Annotated in this window: 11 protein-coding genes and 3 pseudogenes; 7 read left to right on the forward strand and 7 right to left on the reverse strand. The window is 60.1% G+C overall.

Annotation, left to right across the window (positions count from 1 at the left end; all coding sequences use genetic code 11):
* Positions 1 to 283: 283 nt before the first annotated feature.
* A complete protein-coding gene (locus D3227_RS37200) occupies positions 284 to 1,939 on the reverse strand; it encodes an MFS transporter (protein ID WP_120019078.1) in 1,656 nt (551 codons plus the stop codon).
* A gap of 611 nt (positions 1,940 to 2,550) precedes the next feature.
* Between D3227_RS37200 and D3227_RS37205 the strand changes: the two genes are divergently transcribed.
* Positions 2,551 to 2,859: a hypothetical protein gene (locus tag D3227_RS37205; RefSeq protein ID WP_208646557.1), complete on the forward strand. Its 309-nt coding sequence runs from the start codon at positions 2,551 to 2,553 to the stop codon at positions 2,857 to 2,859.
* 76 nt (positions 2,860 to 2,935) lie between these two features.
* On the opposite strand, the gene D3227_RS37210 is transcribed toward D3227_RS37205, so the two are convergent.
* The 3 genes from D3227_RS37210 to D3227_RS37220 form a co-directional block, all read right to left on the reverse strand.
* A complete protein-coding gene (locus D3227_RS37210; RefSeq protein ID WP_120019079.1) occupies positions 2,936 to 3,502 on the reverse strand; it encodes a CpaD family pilus assembly lipoprotein in 567 nt (188 codons plus the stop codon).
* 10 nt (positions 3,503 to 3,512) lie between these two features.
* On the reverse strand, positions 3,513 to 4,922 hold the full coding sequence (locus D3227_RS37215; RefSeq protein WP_245452099.1) for a type II and III secretion system protein family protein: 1,410 nt from the start codon (positions 4,920 to 4,922) through the stop codon (positions 3,513 to 3,515).
* Between the two features lie 79 nt (positions 4,923 to 5,001).
* Entirely contained in the window at positions 5,002 to 5,688 is a 687-nt protein-coding gene (locus tag D3227_RS37220) for a winged helix-turn-helix domain-containing protein (protein ID WP_120019080.1), read from the reverse strand.
* An 883-nt stretch (positions 5,689 to 6,571) separates the two neighbouring features.
* Between D3227_RS37220 and D3227_RS37225 the strand changes: the two genes are divergently transcribed.
* The 4 genes and pseudogenes from D3227_RS37225 to D3227_RS37240 all read left to right on the forward strand — a co-directional run.
* Complete coding sequence (locus D3227_RS37225; RefSeq protein ID WP_120019081.1) at positions 6,572 to 6,778, forward strand: hypothetical protein; 207 nt, start codon at positions 6,572 to 6,574, stop codon at positions 6,776 to 6,778.
* Positions 6,779 to 6,878: 100 nt separating this feature from the next.
* Positions 6,879 to 7,565 (forward strand): transposase family protein, encoded by a 687-nt coding sequence (locus D3227_RS37230; protein WP_147377784.1) that lies wholly within the window; start codon positions 6,879 to 6,881, stop codon positions 7,563 to 7,565.
* Between the two features lie 221 nt (positions 7,566 to 7,786).
* Positions 7,787 to 8,083 carry a transcriptional regulator domain-containing protein gene (locus D3227_RS37235; protein ID WP_147377785.1) on the forward strand — a complete coding sequence of 99 codons (297 nt, stop codon included), beginning with the start codon at positions 7,787 to 7,789 and terminating at the stop codon, positions 8,081 to 8,083.
* A gap of 108 nt (positions 8,084 to 8,191) precedes the next feature.
* A pseudogene (locus tag D3227_RS37240) lies at positions 8,192 to 8,422 on the forward strand (transposase); the annotation flags it as partial.
* Between the two features lie 79 nt (positions 8,423 to 8,501).
* On the opposite strand, the gene D3227_RS37245 reads toward D3227_RS37240, so the two are convergent.
* The gene (locus D3227_RS37245; protein WP_120019084.1) at positions 8,502 to 9,668 is read right to left on the reverse strand and encodes a porin; all 1,167 of its coding nucleotides are present in this window, start codon (positions 9,666 to 9,668) and stop codon (positions 8,502 to 8,504) included.
* A 1,180-nt stretch (positions 9,669 to 10,848) separates the two neighbouring features.
* Here D3227_RS37245 and D3227_RS43365 point away from each other — a divergent pair.
* A pseudogene (locus tag D3227_RS43365) lies at positions 10,849 to 10,980 on the forward strand (radical SAM protein); the annotation flags it as partial.
* 346 nt (positions 10,981 to 11,326) lie between these two features.
* On the opposite strand, the gene D3227_RS37260 reads toward D3227_RS43365, so the two are convergent.
* Positions 11,327 to 17,617: a shikimate kinase gene (locus D3227_RS37260; RefSeq protein WP_245452098.1), complete on the reverse strand. Its 6,291-nt coding sequence runs from the start codon at positions 17,615 to 17,617 to the stop codon at positions 11,327 to 11,329.
* A gap of 1,659 nt (positions 17,618 to 19,276) precedes the next feature.
* Between D3227_RS37260 and D3227_RS37265 the strand changes: the two genes are divergently transcribed.
* The gene (locus tag D3227_RS37265) at positions 19,277 to 19,741 is read left to right on the forward strand and encodes a Ros/MucR family transcriptional regulator (protein ID WP_120019088.1); all 465 of its coding nucleotides are present in this window, start codon (positions 19,277 to 19,279) and stop codon (positions 19,739 to 19,741) included.
* Positions 19,742 to 19,967: 226 nt separating this feature from the next.
* Here D3227_RS37265 and D3227_RS37270 read toward each other — a convergent pair.
* Positions 19,968 to 20,129: pseudogene (locus tag D3227_RS37270) on the reverse strand (IS630 family transposase); the annotation flags it as partial.

The following is a 20,129-nucleotide window of genomic DNA, read 5'->3' on the forward strand; positions in this document are numbered from 1 at the left end:
GGTAGCGCTTGGTCTTCTTGGCGATCTTGGCCATCCGGCCACGGCTCTGTTCGGTCCACATCCACAGCTTGAATCACAAACCAGCCTCCGCCGAAATCCCAATTTTCCGATTTTCCAAACGGCCTCTCAGCGCGCCTGGGAAAATCGGAATACACGCTCTCTAGTCCAAGTCTGGAGCAGGTCCTGCTTGGGCGCCAGGCTGAGATGCTTCGACCACTCAACGCTCGTTCTCGAGCGCCATACCTTCGCTATCCCTGGTGCCCCGATATTTGACAGTTTAGCTTCAATGACGGGGAACGTGAAGGACTGACTGCTCGGGTTTGCGGGCCGAGCTTGTCGGCCGCTCAATCGAAAGCGTCATTTGGGGTGGGTGCTCCCCCGCGTGCAGTTGGCAAACGCGTTCGTCCAGTTGCTTGTCTGCGGTCGTGAGACGATGGTTGAGGCGAAGGTAGTCGGTCCAGGTCGGCGTGCGGAATGTTTCTGTCCATTGCATAGGTTTCTGAAGATTACGCTGGAGTGTCCATTGCCGCGCGCCGACGCGGCTATGCACGTGCCGGCGCTCGCGCATGAGATCGAGGAAAGCCTCAAGGTTTTTCTCGGATATCAGATACTCGACCTTGACAACGATAGGACCGCTTCTTGGCTTCACATCAAGCGCGACCGCGGGAGCGTCGAATTCCTCTAAAGGGTCGGGCTCGGAATCGCGGCGCTCACGCAGAGGAAACAGCACTCCGGCTGCAGCGACCAGCAGCAGAGCTCCAGCGGAGCCTTCCAGCGCCCAGGTCAGCGAATGGTTTTCGGCCACCGTGCCCCACACCCAACTGCCGGCCGCGATCCCGCCATCTATCAATGCATAGTAAATCGAGATCGTGCGCCCCACGACCCAGCGCGGGCTCGCCAGTTGCACGCTCACGCCAACCCCGGACCAGGCTGTGACCCACCCCGCGCCGCCCAAGGCGAGTGCAATTGCCGCCACTGCAATCGAAGAGGTCAGGGCAAGGGAGAGGGAACACGCCGCGCAGGCGACGCAGGCCAGTGTCATCAGCCGTTCCTGCGACAAGCTCCGTCTGAACCTGCTGTTGGAGATGCCGGCGAAGACGGCGCCTGTCCCGAAGCCGGCCATGAGCGTGCCATAGGCGAGTGGTCCTCCTCCCAACTGATCGCGGACGATCAGGGGCAGCAGCGCGAGTATGGCAATGCTCGCCAGGCCAAAGAGGGTTCCGCGGGCGATCGCCGCCTTGATTTCGGACGACATCGCCGTGAAGCGTACTCCGTCGTAGATCGCCGTCCTCATCGATTCACGCGGCAGAGATGAAGACCGAACCTTCCACTTGCAGCGCCATATGGTGGCCAAGGGTACCAAATAGGTGAGGGTGGTCACAGTAAAAGCTGCCAAAAGCCCAAACGAGGCAACCACGATGCCGCCCAGCGCCGGACCTACGGTGCGTACCGTGTTGAAGCCCACGGAAAGCAGCGTAACGGCAGCGGGAACATCGCGTCGGTGCACGATATCGCCAACCGAAGCTTGCCAGGCGGGATCGTTGAGAGCTCCGCCACATGCGATCAAGAAGCTGAAGCCGAGGATCATCCACGGGTCGACAAAGCCCAGCGCCACAAAAGCGGTCAGCATCGCAGAGGCTACCACCATAAGGGACCGGCCGGCGAACATGACCCTGCGACGGCTGAAATTGTCGGCGAGCGCCCCGGCGAAGACAGACAATATGAACGCAGGCAGCGTCGACGAAGCCTGGACCAGCGCAACCATCAAGTCGGAAGTCGAGATCGTCGCCATCAGCCAGCTGATGGCAACAGTCTGCATCAACCAGCCGAGACTGGAAACCTGCGTGGCGAGCCAGATCGAACGAAAGGTCGGCTGCATGAGTGGCGCAAATGTCGATGGCGCAGCAAAATCTTCATCAGAGCCAGCCACACCACTCATCTTTGCAAGCCTTTGCTTTCCGTTTATCGGCCGCTCTCGCATGTAATCTCGACCGGACCGTGGCGGCCATGGGCTGAGAGATGATGCCGAGGGAAAGTTTTCAGGCGTCGGCGCACCGTTCGACACGAGCGAGACATCTATAGTTTTGCCGCCGAAGAATACCTGCGGCGCTAGAGGAGCCGGCCGGCCGCAGAGGCGCTCAGGAATGGAGCGGACCCGGGGTCAGATTATCCCGGAGTTCTCCCGGTTGCCGAACCTTGGATTTATGCGCTGGGATACGCGAAGTGATATGAAACAAGAATGCTCAGTCAAAGCCAATGGTCGGATGCTGGCCGGTCCTGCGGAGGCCCTTCCAGGGATGCGGGACAAGCAGCAAGCTGAAGCCGTTCCAGGTGGCGTAGTCCCAAGGCATGTGAGCTTCGACTTCGCTGCTTAAGGATGGCCTTCGGCTTGGCTTCGGACCTCCCGTGGTCGTCGATTTGTAATGTTCAGAATGGACGGGACCAGATCAGTCGGGATGATTTTGCCTCTCGGCTGAAGGCGATACCAACACTTACGATCGGTCTAGCCGATTTTGACTGATCGTCCTCAGGTCCGGCGAAGAGGTGAAAATGAGGATCCTTGATCCCTCCGAAGTTGCCGGGCTTGGCGTATCCGCCGATGCCTGGCAACCGGACGGGAACCAGACAAATCGCGGAACCGTCTTCACCCGGGTGTGGAGCGGCGCGCAGGCCGCGGTTGTCGCCGAAGGCATGAGCTTGCAGCTGAAAATTCAAAGAGATGCCGATCCGGCCGCGCCGGTCGATGAGTTGGTGCCATTTGGCCTCGCGGTCTCTCTCGCAATGCCCGGTGAGAGTCGGCTCTATGATCAAGTGCGGGCCCGCGTTCAGCCGCGTCCGGCGCAACGTGCCGCTCCATAATGCAACCGATAAACAATACGCGACGGTACGTGCTGGCGCCGGTGGGTCTACCGGGCTTAGACGAAAAGACCTTACGTCAGCCACCTTTACCCGTCGCGAATGTCCTGTATGTGGCAACTGGTATGGCCGCACGATCGCCATCGCTTGGCTCGACAGCCTTGTTGTCGAGCAAATCGCGCGGATCGTTGACCATTACCGCCAGGTTATGGCGAGTCGAACAGCCAAGCGGCTGGTGCAAGGACTTTTCAGTGAGTAAAGCGCCGGAATACGACGGACAGACAGGGGGGCGGGCATGATAGACAATCGCCTCTATTCGCACTGCGCCACCGTCGTGTTGGTCGAGCAAATGGATGCTGTAAGCGTCGAGGCCCATCTGCCTGGCCTGATGGACTGCCTCTGCGCTGAGCTGGGACGACCCGCTGATAAGCAGGTGGAGGGCATCGCGCCGACCGCGACTGGCCCTCTCAAGGAAGACACGCAAGCGCTGCCGTCCGGAAGCGCGAAGGCTCTCTAACGTCAGGACGGTGGTCTCCTGTCGGATTAGGATTGGTGCCGATGGCTCGACATCGATCGGCGTAGCGCTTGTGCAGCCACTTACGCTTGCCGTCAGAGCGATCTGGAGAACTATGATCCGCAACGTCATTGGCCGACAGCTATTCTATGATGAAGCCAGGACCGCCCTTGGCGCCTGGCGCGCCGGTGCGGGCAGTCGCGGGGCCTCGCGGCGGACTTGCCAACGAATTCGTCGCAGTGCCTCCCGCGTCCAAAGTCGGCGCCGGCCGGTCCGTGGGTGCGCTCATCTGGTCGGGGTTGGAGCCTGGCCTTACGATGTAGGGCGTAACCAGAATAACCAGTTCCGACTCTTCCTTTCGAAACGAGGACGAGCGGAACAGCGCGCCAAGGATCGGCATTTCGCCGAGCCATGGAAAAGCACTGATATCATTGTTGACGTTACGCCTGATGAGACCACCAATTGCGAAGCTCTGCCCACTGGCGAGTTCGACGACCGTGTCGGCTCGGCGCGTGGAAACTGCTGGCACCGAGATACCGTTGATCTCAACGGCACCTTGTGCCGAAAGTTCACTTACTTCCGGCTTTACGTGAATATTGATTAGGTTGTTGTTGAGAACGGTTGGCACGAATTCCAGGCTGACGCCGAAGTGACGGAATTCTACCGAGACTTGCCTATTTTCCTGCTGGACAGGAATGGGAAATTCGCCGCCGGCAAGGAAGCTGGCGGTTTCACCGGACATAGCGGTAAGGTTCGGCTCAGCCAACACCGAAGCGATGTTCTCCTTGGCGAGCGCGTCGAGAACCGCGCCGACGTTGACAGCACCATTGTCGAATCCGATTTCTGCTGTACCGCCACCATTTGCCGCCCCAGAGCCACCACCTTTGCCGCTTAACAAACCCACTCTGAAGTTGCCGATTTGACCGAAGGCGGACAGGTTGATGCCGAGTGCCTTCATGGCGCTACGGGAGACCTCTGCTACGCGCACACTGAGATTAACCTGTAAGGATCCGGCGACCTTGATGTTATTGACGACCTGCGCACCGTCACCGAGAAATTGCTCAGTAACCCTTTTGGCAGTGTCGGCGGCCTCGGCGTCGGGCGCTGTACCGCTTAGGATTGCGCCGCGCGGCGTATAGTTGACGCGGATCGGATAATCGCCGACCTGGTCCCTCAACATAGCGCGCAGATCCCCGATCGGTTGGGTGACGACAATCCGTAACTCGGCGAGTGCCTCGCCGTTTTTGTCCAGGGCGAATAGGCTGGTTCGCCCGGATTTCTTGCCAAAGACGAAGATGGTGCTACTCGAGGGTGCCTGATAATCGGCGATCGTCGGGTCGGCAACAAAGATGGTCGCGGCTGGCGCCGGCAAATGAACTGTCTTGCCGAGCGAAGAGGAAAGGTTCAGCGTGGTGTTGATGCTGTTGGAAGCGGCACGGGGCGCCCCCGCATCCGGCTTGTTCTGGGCAGCCGCAGAAAGTGGAGATAGCAGAACGAGCGCGCAGAGGAGATGGCCCAAGTAAGGAGAGACGGCAGGTCTCGAACCGACGATGAGCGTCGGCCGCCGATTGGTGTCAGGATGACGAGTTGGAACGATTTTCAAGGCAGTCTTTTCTTTCAAATTCGACCAACTATGCGGATACACCGTCGGTCAATTCAAGAATGTAGCCAATGCCGCGCACGGTCTTGATTCGTGGCGTTGCACCTGACCTGCACAGATGTCCCCGTAAGCGATAGATTCCGACTTCAAGCGCGTTGGCAGATACTTCGTCGTTGAACGAATAGAGGTGATCTTCCAACTGCGCACGTGGCACGATGCGGCCCGCACGGTTAAGCAGATGCTCTAGAATACATAGTTCGCGGCGTGCCATCCTCAGCGGTTGATCGGCAACCGAAACCTCTCGGCCGATTGGATCGAAGTGGAGATTGCCAAATACTATGATGGGGTCGGTCTTCTGTGTCGACCGGCGCAGAACGGCTCTCATTCTGGCGATAAGCTCGTCGGTAGAGAATGGCTTGAGCAGAAAATCGTCCGCGCCACCATTGAAAATCGCAATTCGCTTATCGAGATCGTCGAGGTTACTCATAACGAGGGCAGGAACTGAATGTCCCTCGCTCCTAAGCTGCCTCAGCCAATCCAAGCCATCGCCATCAGGTAGAGCCAACTCCAGCAGGAGAATTTCATAGCTCGCGCAAGAAAATGCACTCGACGCCTGGTCCAGGCTACCAACGACATCAACGGCAAAGCCGTTTTCCGCGAGCGCAACTGGCACTGTGTGCGTAAGACCCGCATGATGATCCACGAGCAGCGTTCGCATTTCTTCTCCTTTCAAGGGAGGACAATCCATTGCACACGCCACCGTGGGCTCTGAGATCGGGGCGACAGCAGAAGTCGCGCAACTCGTCGTGGTATTCGTAATCTCTCTCTCCGAGAAATAATCGCAGGGCGTACAAGCCGCACGCCTGCAATGGTCGGGATAGCGAGATGTGAAGACCTGTTGACGCGTCGAAACTAGCGCGGGATGCGAGCAACCCGATTTCGATTTCTCTGCGTATCGATCCTCCTAGTGCGGCCCCCTGCATTCGTTAGGCTAGCGTTGCCCTCCAGACCCCCATGATTCCCTGACTGACGCTTAGCTATCGAGAAGCTGGCCCATTGAACAAATCGATTGTTCGAATGAGGACGCATCCATATGATGGATGCATCTCGCATATTCACCTCTCGCGCGCACGCTGCCCTGCCGGCGGCGTGAAGTGTTCGCACTGAAGGGCGTGGCCCCATCAAGCTCATCCATCGCGACACGCTGCGGCTGTTCGGTCAATATCACCTGATGGAGAAGGGACGACACTGGAGGTGTCGGAACCACACTGGGGCAGGTCTGGACAGGGGCTGCCGCTGCCGAGGCTTGTAGGACGCCCGCGGCATTGCATTTGCGTAGCCACGGCAATTCGCGCTCGACAGGTTGATCTTCGCGTCGCGCGGCGAGCTTGCGGTCGATCAGTGCGTGGAGCCTCAGGAGATGGAGATCAGGCCCTCAAAGGCCTGTCAGCTATCCAAAATATGAATGATAGTTATTGTTATAATCAATTCTACCAATCTTCTAAGGCTCTAATATATCGATCTAAACCAAGGCGGTCATGCCCCGCCCCCTCTCTATTACTGCCTCGGTTGGGACTGCTGGGGACAATTCGGAGGCGAACATGTGCGGGATTGTTGGCATCGTTGGGCAACTGCCGGTATCGGAGCGATTGGTCAACGCCTTGAAGCATCTCGAACATCGCAGCTATGATTCGGCCGGCGTTGCGACGATCACCGAAGGCGCCTTGCACCGCCGGCGCGCCGCGGGCAGGGCCGCCGCCGCCGCGCCTCCAGCCTCGATGCGCATGAAGCGTTCATCGTCGGGCTGATCGAGGAGCGCAAGGACATCGGCGAGATCAATCAGAGGTCATTGTCGATAGCTAAAGGAATAAATTCTTGATCCCATCAGGTGCTGGAGAGGTTGATAGCTTGTGCGATGGCCCCGAAACAACCAGCTTAAGCCTTGTCGAGGAGGAGGGCACGGCCTCGAGTTTCCAAGGTCTGATGGAGACGTTTTGCGGCCATGGCCTGCCGTCGAGCCTCTACACCGATCGCGGAAGCCACTATTTCCGCACGCCCAAGGCCGGGGACAAGGTGGACAAGGAGCGGCCGACCCAAGTTGGACGCGCGCTTGCCCGGCTCGGCGTCGAGCACATCCCGGCCTATTCGCCCGAAGCGCGAGGCCGCTCGGAGCGGATGTTCTCGACGCTGCAGCAGCGACTGCCAAGGGAGCTGGCGCTGGCCGGCGTAACCGACGTCGAAGCGGCCAACCGCTTCATCGCCGACGTCTACCTGCAGGCCCACAACGTCCGCTTCGCCAGGCCGCCCGAGATCGCTGAGAGCGCCTTTGTCGCCGCCGATCCGGATCAGTTGGCCGAGATCCTGTGCATCGAGGAGGAGCGTATCGTCGGCCGCGACAACACCATCGTCTTCGGCCGGCTGAGATTGCAACTGCCGCCGAGCCCGATCCGGCACCATTACGTCAGGGCGAACGTCAAGGTCAGGCAATATCCGAACGGCAGCCTGGCCGTCTTCCATGGGCCGCGCCGTATCGCCCGCTACGCCGCCGAGGGCGCCCTCGGCGGCCCGCCAACCGAACGCAACCGCGCCGCGTGAACCGCTTCGACGCAACAACAGAAGCGACAGATGATGGGCTACCAAAACCGGACAACTTGAAAAGCTACCGACATACATCGTGACGCCCGGGCCCTGTGCCCGGGTGGCGGCAAACGCGACGAGCCTTTGCACTGACCCGTCCCGGGCACTATCGAGCCGTGGCATGGGATGCCGAGGGCCCGGCGCTCGCTTCCTTGGCGAACGCTCTGGCGAAGCGGCCCATGGCCTTCGTCTACCAGCCGCGCGCGCACCTGCCGCTCGGCCTTTCCATGTCGAATGACCGGGCTGAAGCGCGGGCCGGCATCCTCCAGCGCTACCCCGAGGTAGGCATCATCGAGGACGATCCGCTAGGCCCGCTCTGCGGCACGCCGGCCGCAAGCGTGGGATCCCGACCAGACGATCTTGATCCGGTCGTTCTGCAAGGCTCTCGGCCTGGACCTGCGCTCGAGCGTCATCGGCGGCAATGCGCGGCATGTGGCGGCGATCCCGCTAGCAGCGCTCGCATGGCCTGGGCATGATCAGCCGCATCCTGCAAGGCGCGCTAGGACCAATCCACATTCAGGATTTCCAAAACTGAGATGTGCTGAATCAATGCGTTCCGGATTTACTGATTCGGAGCGGGTTTGATGGGTGTAAAGCGCTATGAACTGAACGAGGCGCAGTGGGTCCGGATCGCCCCGCTTCTGCCGGGCAAGGTTGGTGATCCGGGCCGCAGCGGCGCCGACAACCGCCTGTTTGTGAACGGAGTTTTATGGGTCCTGCGATCCGGAGCATTCTGGCAGCACCTCCCGGAGCGCTACGGCAAGTGGAAGAGCGTCCATGCCCGCTTCACCCGCTGGGCCAAGGCCGGCGTCTGGAGCGTGGATGCGCTGGGCTGCTGCACCCGGTCGATGGGTTGCTTTCAATCGGACCACCCAGATGCAGTTTCTCATTCCGTTAGAATGAGTGTTGGAAACGGATGATGCCGCCGACGCTGTTCTTTTTGTCGGCTTTGGTCCAGTTCACGTTGGAAGGGTCAACCATGCCGGCGCCGAAGTCGCCATAGTGGTCGTAGTCGATTTCGGCTGTGATTATTAGACCTGGAAACGCCGTATAGACAGCGTTTGCAGTCAGACCATAGTCCTTGAGCTGATCACCCGAGACCTGAAGGTTGAACGAAGTTTTCTCGTTGAAGCTGTAAGTGGCGCCGGCCCAGAAAGCCCAGTTGCCGCCCCAAAATTTGTAGAAGCTGCGACGATGAGCGTCGATTGTGTTAATGGAGTTATCGCTGAGCTTGCCATAGGAGCCGTAGCCGAACGTTCCGAATAGCGAAAGTTCGTTTGTGACATTGACGTCGACGCCGACCTTACCAGCCAGAGATTCGTAGTTGCTGTCATAAGCGACAACGCCAGTGATCGCCCCCCAGCCTTGCATGTATTTCACGCCGCCGACGACATGCGGAACATAGCTGTCGATAGTCCCGACTACGCCCGAGCCTTCTTCGAGTGAAGCCACCGCCGAAAAGCCGTTACCGGTGTCAAAGTAGTACTGAACCACGTTGGTTTCGTAGCCGCCGTGCGGAACAAGCATCTTATTGAGGACGTCGCCAGCGTGGCCAGTAAACACGTTGAAGGCCGACCAGTCCTTACCAACTCGCAGGCCGCCAAGCTGAATCCAGGTGAAAGCCAATTTGACGCCTCTGTTGAAGGCGTAGTTTTGCGGGCTGTCCGTGCCCGAATAAGCGTTGCGATTACCAAAGCCCATGCGGGTTTCCGTATAGGTCTTCAGTGTGCCGAGTTCGGTCTCCTGGCCGGTCCAAGTTTTGAAGGTCAAGCGAGCGTTGTTTCGCCATGTGCCCTGATCCTCACCAGTCCTCAGGTCTGAGGTTCTGGCGCCGTCATACGATCCGACATGGCCCAGCCCGATGTCGTAAAGGACATCGCCGCCGATGCGCAGACAGGTCTCGGTGCCGGGGATGTAGAAGTAGCCCGAGCCGTACACGTCGCAGACCTTGATGTATTCGGTCGATTCTGGCTCGGCCACAGCGACAGCATCGACCGCGCGCGCGTCGGAAAGGGCGATCAGGGCTGCAGTTGAGCCGAGGAGAAGGCTCCTGATGTTCATTCGCGCGTGCTCCGGTGGGCTGCGCCTCGACGCAAAGCGAAACTCGTCAGTTGCCCCACGGAATTCAGCGCGTCTGGGCCAATCGCCATAGTCATCTCCGCTTGTTGTAGGCAGACGTCACAACGGCTACGGAAATCGACCTCGCAAATAACGCGCCATCCTGAAGACGTAGCTGCGGGCTTACGCTCAGGTTGGCCGCCGCACCTTGTTGCGGTTCCTTCTTTTCGCTTTGAAGGTCAAGCTGAGCACGAAAAGCAGACGTTTCGGATAGATAGTCTGTTCGCTGCCCAGCGCTTTCGTTCAATAGCTCAGCTTTTGTTTGTTGTGTAGGCTTTGAGACATCATGCGGCGGCACCGCTCGGTACATCGGGCGAGATACCCACTGACGTCGACATGAAATTCACTTGCCAAGCCGGGCATGCCATGTTTTCGTGCATGGCCCATCTTGAAGGCGATCGCGTGCAGCAGCTTACCAATCAGTCCGGACAAGTGATTTCGCAAGGCTGGAAAGATCGACGCGTTGTAAACCGCCTCTGGATCGGAAGTCCTGTATGGCCAACTGTTTTCGCGATGGCACCCCCCGGCGCGATTGTTCAGCCTCTTTTGCGATGATCGACTTTCGGCAGCACCTGACGTTCTATCGCGTTATTAGAACGCCATTTGTCGATGATCATGCCCTTGGGGCCGCAACTCTGTGCAAGCGACTGGGTCAGCAGGCGCTTGGCAGCCTTGGAAGATAACGTCGAGCACGTTCCTGTCCTGATCACGGCGCGCCCACTGCCAATGCTTCTTGCCGGTAATCGATACCACGCGCTTATCGAAGTGCCGGATATCGCTATCCGAGGCGTCCGCTAGCGAGCAATGTCTGGCTCCTAGCCGTATCGTCCCCCAGCATATGGCATTGCCGCGCTCCGATCTCCTCGACCAGGCGCAGTCTGGAGGGAAAGCATCGAAAATCTCGGTGTGCGTGATGATCTCGGCAGGGCGAACGATGGCGCTTGTAGCTAACCGATATTGTGTTCATGCCATCGCGTTCGTCGGTTGGAGCGGACCATCGCGTGAGGAAAGGCATTGGCGAAGTACAGTGTCGCGGCGAAAGCGGAACGGATTTGACATAGCGCAAGACCCAGGAGAACCGCAGCGGTAAGGATGACAGTTATCGGCATAGGACGGTAAACTGTTGCGGACCTCGATCCTGACAAAATATCACAAGGCCCGCCTGCCTTGGTACACCATCTATCCGACTGTGCCGGAGTTCTCCGAGGCGGTCGGTGCCGAGTCATATAAGGAATGGCTAAGGGACCTGCCGGCCGGGCCGGGGCCGCGGCAAAACTGCGCCGCGAGGCTGAGCAGGCGAGCTTGCTTTAGTCGGACACTTTAAGGAGAAGCCGCCTGCTTCGCCCCTGCGCAGGCCTCCCAGGGGGCGCGGGCAAAGCGAATGCCGCGTGCGCATCCCATGAGACGGCGGTGTTTCCGTCGCGGAGGTTGGAGGTCTCGTCATCTCCCCAAAGTTGGGGGAACGCTTGCTAAAATCTCTTCCGGATTGAACCCAGAACTTCGCACAAGGGGGGCAGGCTCACTTTGTATGAAATAATGGGGCGAGCGTGCTCCTAGGTTCTTATCCGCGTCGGGAGCGGGAAACTCATTAACGGGATTTATTAGACGCCCGGCAGAGCGGCGGCCGGCTCGGGACGCAGATAGGCGTGCAGCGCCCTGACGCATTCATCCATCTGCCTCTCATGCGACACATTGCGCGAAGCGATCGTGAGATGAGCATTTTGATAGATCGGCTCACGCTCAGCGATCTGTTGTGTGACAGTGCCCAGCAGGTTCGAGGCCTGCTGCAGCCGGCGACCGCGTCGTCTCCCGAGCCGTCGCATTATCAGGTCGGCATCGGCCTTGAGCCAGATCGAGACCGCCTTGTCCTGGATGAGCCCATGGGTCTGCTGATGGATGAAGGAACTGTCACCGGTCGCGAGCACTGCCGGTCCTTGCTTCAGCACACGCGCAATCACTCTCGCCTCAAGCTCCCTGAAATGCTCCTCGCCATGGGTTTCGCAAAGTTTTTTTATCGACATGCCGGCCTCTTTCCTGATCTCGGCATCGGAGTCGATGAATTTCAACCCCAACCCTTTTGCAAGCCGCTCGCCAATGGTGGATTTACCGACGCCCGACATGCCGACGAGCGCTATCGGCCGCACGCCGAGGGCCGGCACAATCTCGCTTGCTTCCGGCGACCTGGCGATCTCGGACATTCTTGATTTTTCGCCAACTCGCATTCCAAATGCCGCAGCAGCGCTCGATCTAGGATCCTCTTCGGCTTTCCAGTTTGGTATGCTAAGGGCGCCTTTGGGGATCGCAACCTCGGCACAGACCTCGATGGCGCGTTTCATCAGTTCCTCGGCCTTGGCTTGCGGAGGATTCCAGCTTGAATGCTGCTGCCGAAGCTTGCCAAGGATTTTATAAGTGTCGTGATTGGCCAGTTTGGCCCTGTAGCTGCCTGGCGTGTGAAACTCGACCTCGAAGCGATAAGCTTCGGGCGTGGCGAGCACTACCTTGATGCCCAAGAAATTTCGAGTCTGCTTACTGAACCAGTTGACCACGCTGACCTCGGTGTAGCCCCGGTCATCGAAGGTCAGCATGGCTTTCTTAAAAGCGTTTATAAAATGCTCGTCAGGGATTTCGAAGACATGGCGTACAGCATTGGTGAGGAGCTGTGGAGCGCTGCCGGGCGGGACGCTCATGCCGGTGAGTTCATCTGTTATGGAGGCATGCGATTTCAAGCGGCGCTCCAGATGGGGCATCTTCACCTGGAAGTCCGCTTTCCAGAGGCTTTCGGCGACGCTGAGCGCGGCCTCGGTGATTTTGCTCTCTTCGGCTCTAGCGCGGGCAGCCTCGATTTGGGCGCGCTCTGAAGCCTCCGCGCGGGTCAGCGCGATCATCATGTCGGCATCCTCGGCCGTGGGCCGGAGGCCAGAAGGTTTCGGCAGAATGCCTTGATCCGCAGCGAATTTGATCGAGGCCTCCATGATGCCAGCGGCCAGCGTGGGGTTGTCTTTCAGATCATCCAAGGTCGCATCGACGTCAAACCTTCCCTGGGCGAGGGTCGCCGCAACGCCCTTGACATAGGGCACGGACTTCAAGCCCGGTGTCTGGTGGAGGAGCCGCTGAAGGTAACTGCCCTTCTTGAAGAAAAGGTTGGCGCCAGTATCGGATTTATACGCGTCGGTGCCGACCTTGATGCCGAGGCTCAGCAAGTTGGTTGCGCTTTGTACGAGGTCGTCCGGATTGTAACCATCTGGGCGAGAATCGATGCGAGCAGGATAGTGGTCGAGCAAAAGCTGGATGCGGTCTCGTGGCTGAGGCGTTGCCGGATAGGTCTCGGTCAGATCCGGGTAAAGCTCGCACAGCCTTGCGCTGAAGCTCGGGTTTGCGGCGTTCGCGCTTTCGATTGTTTCGGGCAGGAGTTGCCCACCCTGCTTCACTGCCCATGCCACAAGGTCGGAGACGAGCAACTCGGCCATTTCGCGGGCAACCGGATGTTTGGCGACCTCAATCTCGCGCCTCGCCCTCGCAAACGTGTTCTGGATATCCTGGCCACTCACCTCTTCCTGGTTCAACAGCTGACCGATGTCTCGCCGGAGCTCGTTGTGAACGCCCTCGTAGGTGCCAAAGACGGCACGCTCGGCAAACCAGCGTCGTGCTTCATGGGATTGAGCCAGAAAGCTTCGCTGCAGGCAGGTATAAATTTCCAGAACATTCTGCGTGGCAGAGAGGATCTGGCGGGCGCGACCGAACTGGTAATCGTCGCCCTCAAGCGCCGGGGTATGGGACTTTGGCGGCTTCAGCGACGGAAGTCCCAGAGCTTGCTCCCGGTGATCGAACGCGCGCAAATGCTCATAAAGCTGCGGCCGGTCGCCGAGGATGATGACGGTGTCGCCGTCGAAGTCGCCGTCAAGTTTTTTCTGCTCACCGGTCGGGACAGCCACCAACGAGCCCGGGGCAAACACCTCGGTCGCCTGCAGGATGCCGAGGCAGTCGAGCGGCGTGTCCACCTTGACGCGGTCCTTGCTCGAGGTCCAGCTCGCATGGCATTTGACGTCCTCGGCAGACATCACCAGCCCACGGTCGGCGTAGGCGGCCGGCCACATCTTATCCGGGACAACGATCAGAATGCCTTTGGCAAAAAAGGTCGGATCGTCGGCCGCCAGTTCCCTCCCTGACTTCTGGGCGACGTTGAAGCTGTATTGGATGGCCGTGCAGTTATCGAGAAACACAGCGGTCGGATCCCCCTCGAGGGCCGACTTGACTCCTTCTGGGGCAAACGGGCGCAGGTTGGGCTTGTCATAGGGCGAGCGCCCGATCAGCACGCCGCTCGTCCCCGTCAACGTCTCGCTCTTGAGCGTCGGCACATGGAGACACTCGTCGCTGGAGGGTATGGCAATCGCGCCAGGACCGTCGATATGTCCGCCAGTCACGGTTCGAAACAACTCCTCGGCCGACAGCCTTTGCCCCTGTCGGCTCTCGAGCCAGGTCTTGGCCTTCTCTTGCGCCTCATCGGCCACCGACTCGCTGCGTGGATAATGTTGCAGCGCCGAGGCAGGCAGGGACGATCTGCGTCCCTCAGCAAAGGCAGGCACCCGATCAGGACCTTCCTGCCGGCGGGCGCGATGAACAGACGGCATGCGGTTGGCCAGCGAGGCCTTGATGAAACCGCAGCCATCATGCGATCGCAAGGCGATCGGGCCTTCCGGCCCAGTTAGCTTGAAGGGATGTTCCTGGTTCGCAGGGCGATCCGGCAGCAGCGACAGTTTGAAGGCGCCCTCCAGCGCGTAGTCGTGAGGGCCCAGCCCCTTGATTGCTGGAGGCGCGGCAAAACCCCTGCGCTGCGTGTAATAATATGCCTCCTTGAAAGGGGCCCAGGCGCGCAATAGCTGCTCGAACGCCGTGCCCGATGCGGTATCGGCATACGGAATGGCCAGCAGCTTTCCGCCAGGAGACATGGCTGCCGCGGCGTCCGGGGCGCGGGCGGCGAGCTGCGAGAGGGTCGGTTTCGGTGGTTTTAACTTGCTTCCGCCGAACAGGTCCATGCGGTATGGCACACCCTCGACGGTAACCGTACGCGCCAGCATGAAGGGGCTGGGCTTTCCTGGCAGCTGCACCGCGACGACTGGCAAAGCTCCCGAGGTCAGGCGATGAAAAATCGAATAGCGTGTCTCGGGCTCCGTGGCCACTGGCCGGCCCTGCATGTCCACCACCGGCAACTGCATCAGTCCCGCCTCACCTTGCGGCGGTCTGGGCTCGTGGTCCATTGCTCGCAACACCTGATGGACGTCGAACACCGACGCTGGATGTTGGGCCTGGACCGTCGCCACATTCTGCGCCATGAACGTGTCCAGCGCATCAAGCGGGGTCTCTGCCGCGATCTCCGCGATCAGGTTCCAACTCATGTTGGAAAGGTCGCCTTCGATGAGGCCGGCCGTTTTCTCCAAAATCTCCTTGGTCTTGAACTGCAGCTCTTCTTGCCTCACCCGCAAATCGGACCTCTTGCCCTCGACATACGGCCGGCGGAACAATGTCGCCAGAACCGTGCGGGTCTTGAGCACTTGATAGATCGACAAGGCGGGGCGACGGCTCGAGTACGGGCCACGGGTCCGCTCGCCATCGCCTGCTTTGAGATGCGCCTCAATCTTATGCTCGACGATCGGTTGAATGTCGTTCAGCAAATTCAGAGCCTGCCTCCGATACCAGCGCAGGCTCTTGCGCGGGCTACGCGCCAGCGGCAGCACGGCGAGGCAGAGATTGCCCATGGTTTCGAGGTTGTTCTCAGCGGCAAAACCAGGGGCACGATGCAATTCCGTAAGCCGATCCAACCCCGGCCGTGCGAGCAAACCGAGATCGTCAAACAATCGAGCCTTGGCCAGCGCCTTGAAAATCACGGCGATGTTCAGAACGTGGGCCTGCTCCAGACGATCACTGGCATAGTGAAGGTAGCGGGCCAGCTGGTGTAGCCGATCCTTCAGCAGAGCGGTCTCTATGATCTCTCCTGTATCCTCTCCCCTGGCGACACTTCGCCCCAGAGCATTGGCCATCATGCCGAGCTCAAGTGTGGTGAACGTTCCGAATCGTTGGCCTCCGGAGCCCAGTTTGCGCACGATGTCCAGGACTGCCTGGTGGCACGCCGCTGCTTCCGGCCACTTGCTGAAGCCGTTCACAAGGTTCGCCAATCCCTGCGGACTAAAATCAGAGAGCCGGTTGTCACGGCGAAGCACCTCACCGGCGATCGCGACCGTGGCCTTGCTGCAGCCCGTCTCGTCCGGCCACTTGCTGAAACCATTCACCAGGTTCGCCAGGTGCTGGGGAGTAAAATCAGAGATCAAGGCGCCGCTTTCGGAGCGACGAAGGACCGCCTCGGCGATAGCGACTGTGGCCTCGCGACAGGCCCCTCCGTCCGGCCACTTGCTAAAACCGTTCGCCAGGTTTGCCACGTCCTGCGCATTAAAGTCAGAGAGCTGGGCTTCGCGTTTGGCAAGGCGAGAGACCTCGCCGGCGATCGCGACTGTTGCCTCGCGGCAGTCCGGCGCTTCCGACCACTTGCTGAAGCCGTTCACCAGGTTCGCCAGGTGCTGCGCAGTAACGTCAGAGAGCTGGGCTTCGCGTTTGGCAAGGCGAGAGACCTCGCCGGCGATCGCGATTGTGGCCTCGCGGCAGTCCGGCGCTTCCGGCCACTTACTGAAACCGTTCGCCAGGTTTGCCACGTCCTGCGCATTAAAGTCAGAGAGCTGGGCTTCGCGTTTGGCAAGGCGAGAGACCTCGCCGGCGATCGTGACTGTGGCCTCGCGGCAGTCCGGCGCTTCCGGCCACTTACTGAAACCGTTCACCAGATTCGCCAGCCCCTGCTGGGTAAAGTCAAAGAGCCGGACGTCGCGTTTGGCGCGGCGAGAGACCTCGCTGGCGATCGCGACTATGGCCTCGCGGCAGTGCGGCGCTTCCGGCCACTTGCTGAAACCGTTCACCAGGTTCGCCAGGTGCTGCGGAGTAACGTCAGAGAGCTGAGCTTCGCGTTTGGCAAAGCGAGAGACCTGGCTGGCGATGGCGACTGTGGCCTCGCGGCAGCCAGGCGCTTCCGACCACTTGCTGAAACCGTTCACCAGGTTCGCAAGGTCCTGCGGAGTAAAATCAGAGATCAAGGCGCCGCTTCCGGAGCGACGAAGGACCGCCTCGGCGATAGCGACTGCGGCCTTGCGACAGTCCGGTGCTTCCGGCCACTTGCTGAAACCGTTCACCAGGTTCGCCAGCCCCTGCTGAGTAAAGTCAAAGAGCCGGACGTCGCGTTTAGCGCGGCGAAGGACCTCGCTGGCGATCGCCACTGTGGCTTCGCGGCAGTCCGGCACTTCCGCCCACTTACTGAAACCATTCGCCAGGCACGTCAGATGCTCCTGCATAAAGTCAGAGAGCCCGACCTCGCTTTCGGCGCGGCGAAGGACCTCATCGGCGATCGCGGCTGTGGCCTTGCGACAGTCCGGTGCTTCCGGCCACTTGCTGAAACCATTGGCCAGCAACGAGAGATTTTGGCCGCCCAGCTCACCAAGTACGCCGCTTTGATCGTGACAAATTCGGGCGATTCTCATCGCTCCATCGCGACATTTCGTCGACAATGGGTCCCGACCGAATGATGATGCGAAGAGCGAAAGCGCTTTCGGTTCAATCTTCTTCATTAACGCGAGATCAAGCTGCGACATCCGAGCTGCGACAGCCCTGCAAGCTTCTATACCTGCCTGCCCTCCCGCATACCGGCTCACCGCATTGCACGTAGTGGCGTACCCCCATGATTGCCGGGCGTCGATATCTTCCTCCAAGCGCGGGACAAATTTGCGTTCAAAATCGACGGAGGCCTTTTGCATGAACGTTGCTTGATCCGGCATCCGGAGGCGCTTGGAATGCTTCACCACCTCTCTTGAGAAACCCCCGATGTCACGCGCGTTAGCAATTCCTCTTAGTGCTGCATGCAACTCGCCTGAATACTGTGGATCAGGTCGCTCAAAGCTGGCGTGGCTCTGCGCGGCTACGTCGTCTACGCGCCGCTTTCCAAGTCCAGGACCCAGGTCGCTTGCGGATTGCCTAGGCTGCGGAAGCGTGCCCGATTGCGAGCCCTCGGCCGCCCGATTGCGCTGGCGCATGCTTGCTTGCGAGTCTCCGGCCGCCCGATCGCTGTGCCAATGCTCGCCCCCAGGGCGCGAGGAGCCTTCTTCCCGATAGAGTGCGCCACGATCCTGTCGCCGAGGCGGGCGCTCGCCCCAATGCGAGCCCTCCGCCGCCCGATCGCCGCGCCAGGGTTCGTCCCCGAAACGCGAGGAGCCTTCTTCCCGATAGAGTGCGCCACGATCCTGTCGCTGAGGCGGGCGCTCGCCCCTTTGCGGGCCCTCCGCCACCCGATCGCCGCGCCAATGCTCGCCACCAGAGCGGGAGGAGCTTTCTTCCCGATAGAGTGCGCCACGATCCAGTCGCTGAGGCGGGCGCTCGCCCCTTTGCGAGCCCTCGGCCACCCGATCGCCGCGCCAATGCTCGCCCCCAGAGCGGGAGGAGCCTTCTTCCCGATAGAGTGCGCCACGATCCTGTCGCTGAGGCGGGCGCTCGCCCCTTTGCGAGCCCTCGGCCGCCCGATCGCCGCGCCAATGCTCGCCACCAGAGCGGGAGGAGCTTTCTTCCCGAAAGGGTGCGCCACGATCCAGTCGCTGAGGCGGGCGCTCGCCCCTTTGCGAGCCCTCGGCCACCCGATCGCCGCGCCAATGCTCGCCACCAGAGCGGGAGGAGCTTTCTTCCCGAAAGGGTGCGCCACGATCCTGTCGCTGAGGCGGGAGCTCGCCCCTTTGCGAGCCCTCGGCCGCCCGATCGCCGCGCCAATGCTCGCCACCAGAGCGGGAGGAGCTTTCTTCACGATAGGGTGCGCCACGATCCTGTCGCCGGGGCGGGCGCTCGCGGCGCCAGGGTTCATCCCCGAAACGCGAGGGGCCTTCTTCCCGATTGAATGCGCCACGATCTTGTCGCCGGGGCGGCAGCGCACGCGATTGCAAGTCCTCAGTCACCTGATCGCCGCGCCAGGGTTCATCCTCGAAATGCGACCAGCCTTCCTCCCTATCCAACCCGCGCCGCCTCCCGCGTGCGCCAACTGATGGATGAGGAGACGCGTCCCGCAGGATATCACTGGTGCGGACGGGTCCGCCCTCTGGATTTTCATGGTCGGAACGCATCCGCTCCATGAGCGAATTGAACTGTTGGCCACCTTGTCCAGAGGCAGGACCGCGGGCCCCCCCTATGTCCTCCGCGCCCCCAGCTCTGACTTGCCCACTGTACAAGCCACCACGTCGACCAATACCCGTCATAGCCAACCCCGAGCGCAAATGAGAATACAATTGCGCACGGTCATTCCTGTCGCATTGCACGCTGAGGGTATCATCATACTCGTGGTATCTGACGGAAGCCTGACTAGACCTCATGTTGGACGAGTATCGCAATAAGCTGGCGAGAGATTTATTGCTTTCCGCGGCAACCACCACTAATGAAGCAATCCTTCACCGACTATGTTTTCACGCTACCCGGAGAGTTTCATGACAGAAGAAGCCGACGACAACATCGACGTCCTCATCGAGCTCACCGCCGATGTCGTCTCAGCCTATGTGTCCAACAATCCGGTGCCGGTGGGCGATCTCCCTGCCCTTATCGGACAAGTGCACGCAGCTTTTAAGGGCACGGCCGAAAGCGTCTCCGCAGAAGAGCCGCAGGCTCTCAAGCCTGCAGTCCCGATCAGGAAGTCGGTGACACCGGATTACATCATCTGCCTTGAGGACGGGAAGAAATTCAAAGCGCTGAAGCGTCATCTGTCGACCCACTATGGGCTGACGCCGGATGAGTATCGCGCCAAATGGGGTCTGCCGGCGGATTATCCCATGGTCGCGCCGAATTACGCCGCGGCGCGCTCGGCATTGGCCAAGACGATAGGGCTCGGCCGCAAGCCGAAAGAGCCGGAAACGCCGGCGCCGGCGAAGCGGACCCGCAAGAAGGTCGCAGCTTGATCTTATCTATCAAGTTCGTTCTGAAGCGCGCAGCTGCCGTCGGCGTCTTCGCAGAACATCAGAAGGCGCGGACCAACCCCTCTCCACTCGCAAACATCCTCGCGGTTTGCAACAATCTGCTGCCCCGGTCTGCGGTAATGTTCTCGCCCGCTCTTATCGAGCGGGTCAGTACGATCGGGACGTGGCGGTCATGCCGGCTTTTGCCGGGCCGCAGGAGAAAAGTCAGCTAGTGGATTGATTCCAACGTTTGGTGCCCGCGCGTGACGGCAGCGATGATTTTGTGTGGGTCGGCTCTCCAGACGAACGGTTGGGATTGCTGATTGTGCTCGGTGATGAAGCGATTGATGGCGGCCTGGAGATCAACGACGGAGTAGAAGACACCGTACTT

It is taken from the genome of Mesorhizobium waimense (assembly GCF_003601975.1).
In the GTDB taxonomy this organism is placed as follows: domain Bacteria; phylum Pseudomonadota; class Alphaproteobacteria; order Rhizobiales; family Rhizobiaceae; genus Mesorhizobium; species Mesorhizobium waimense.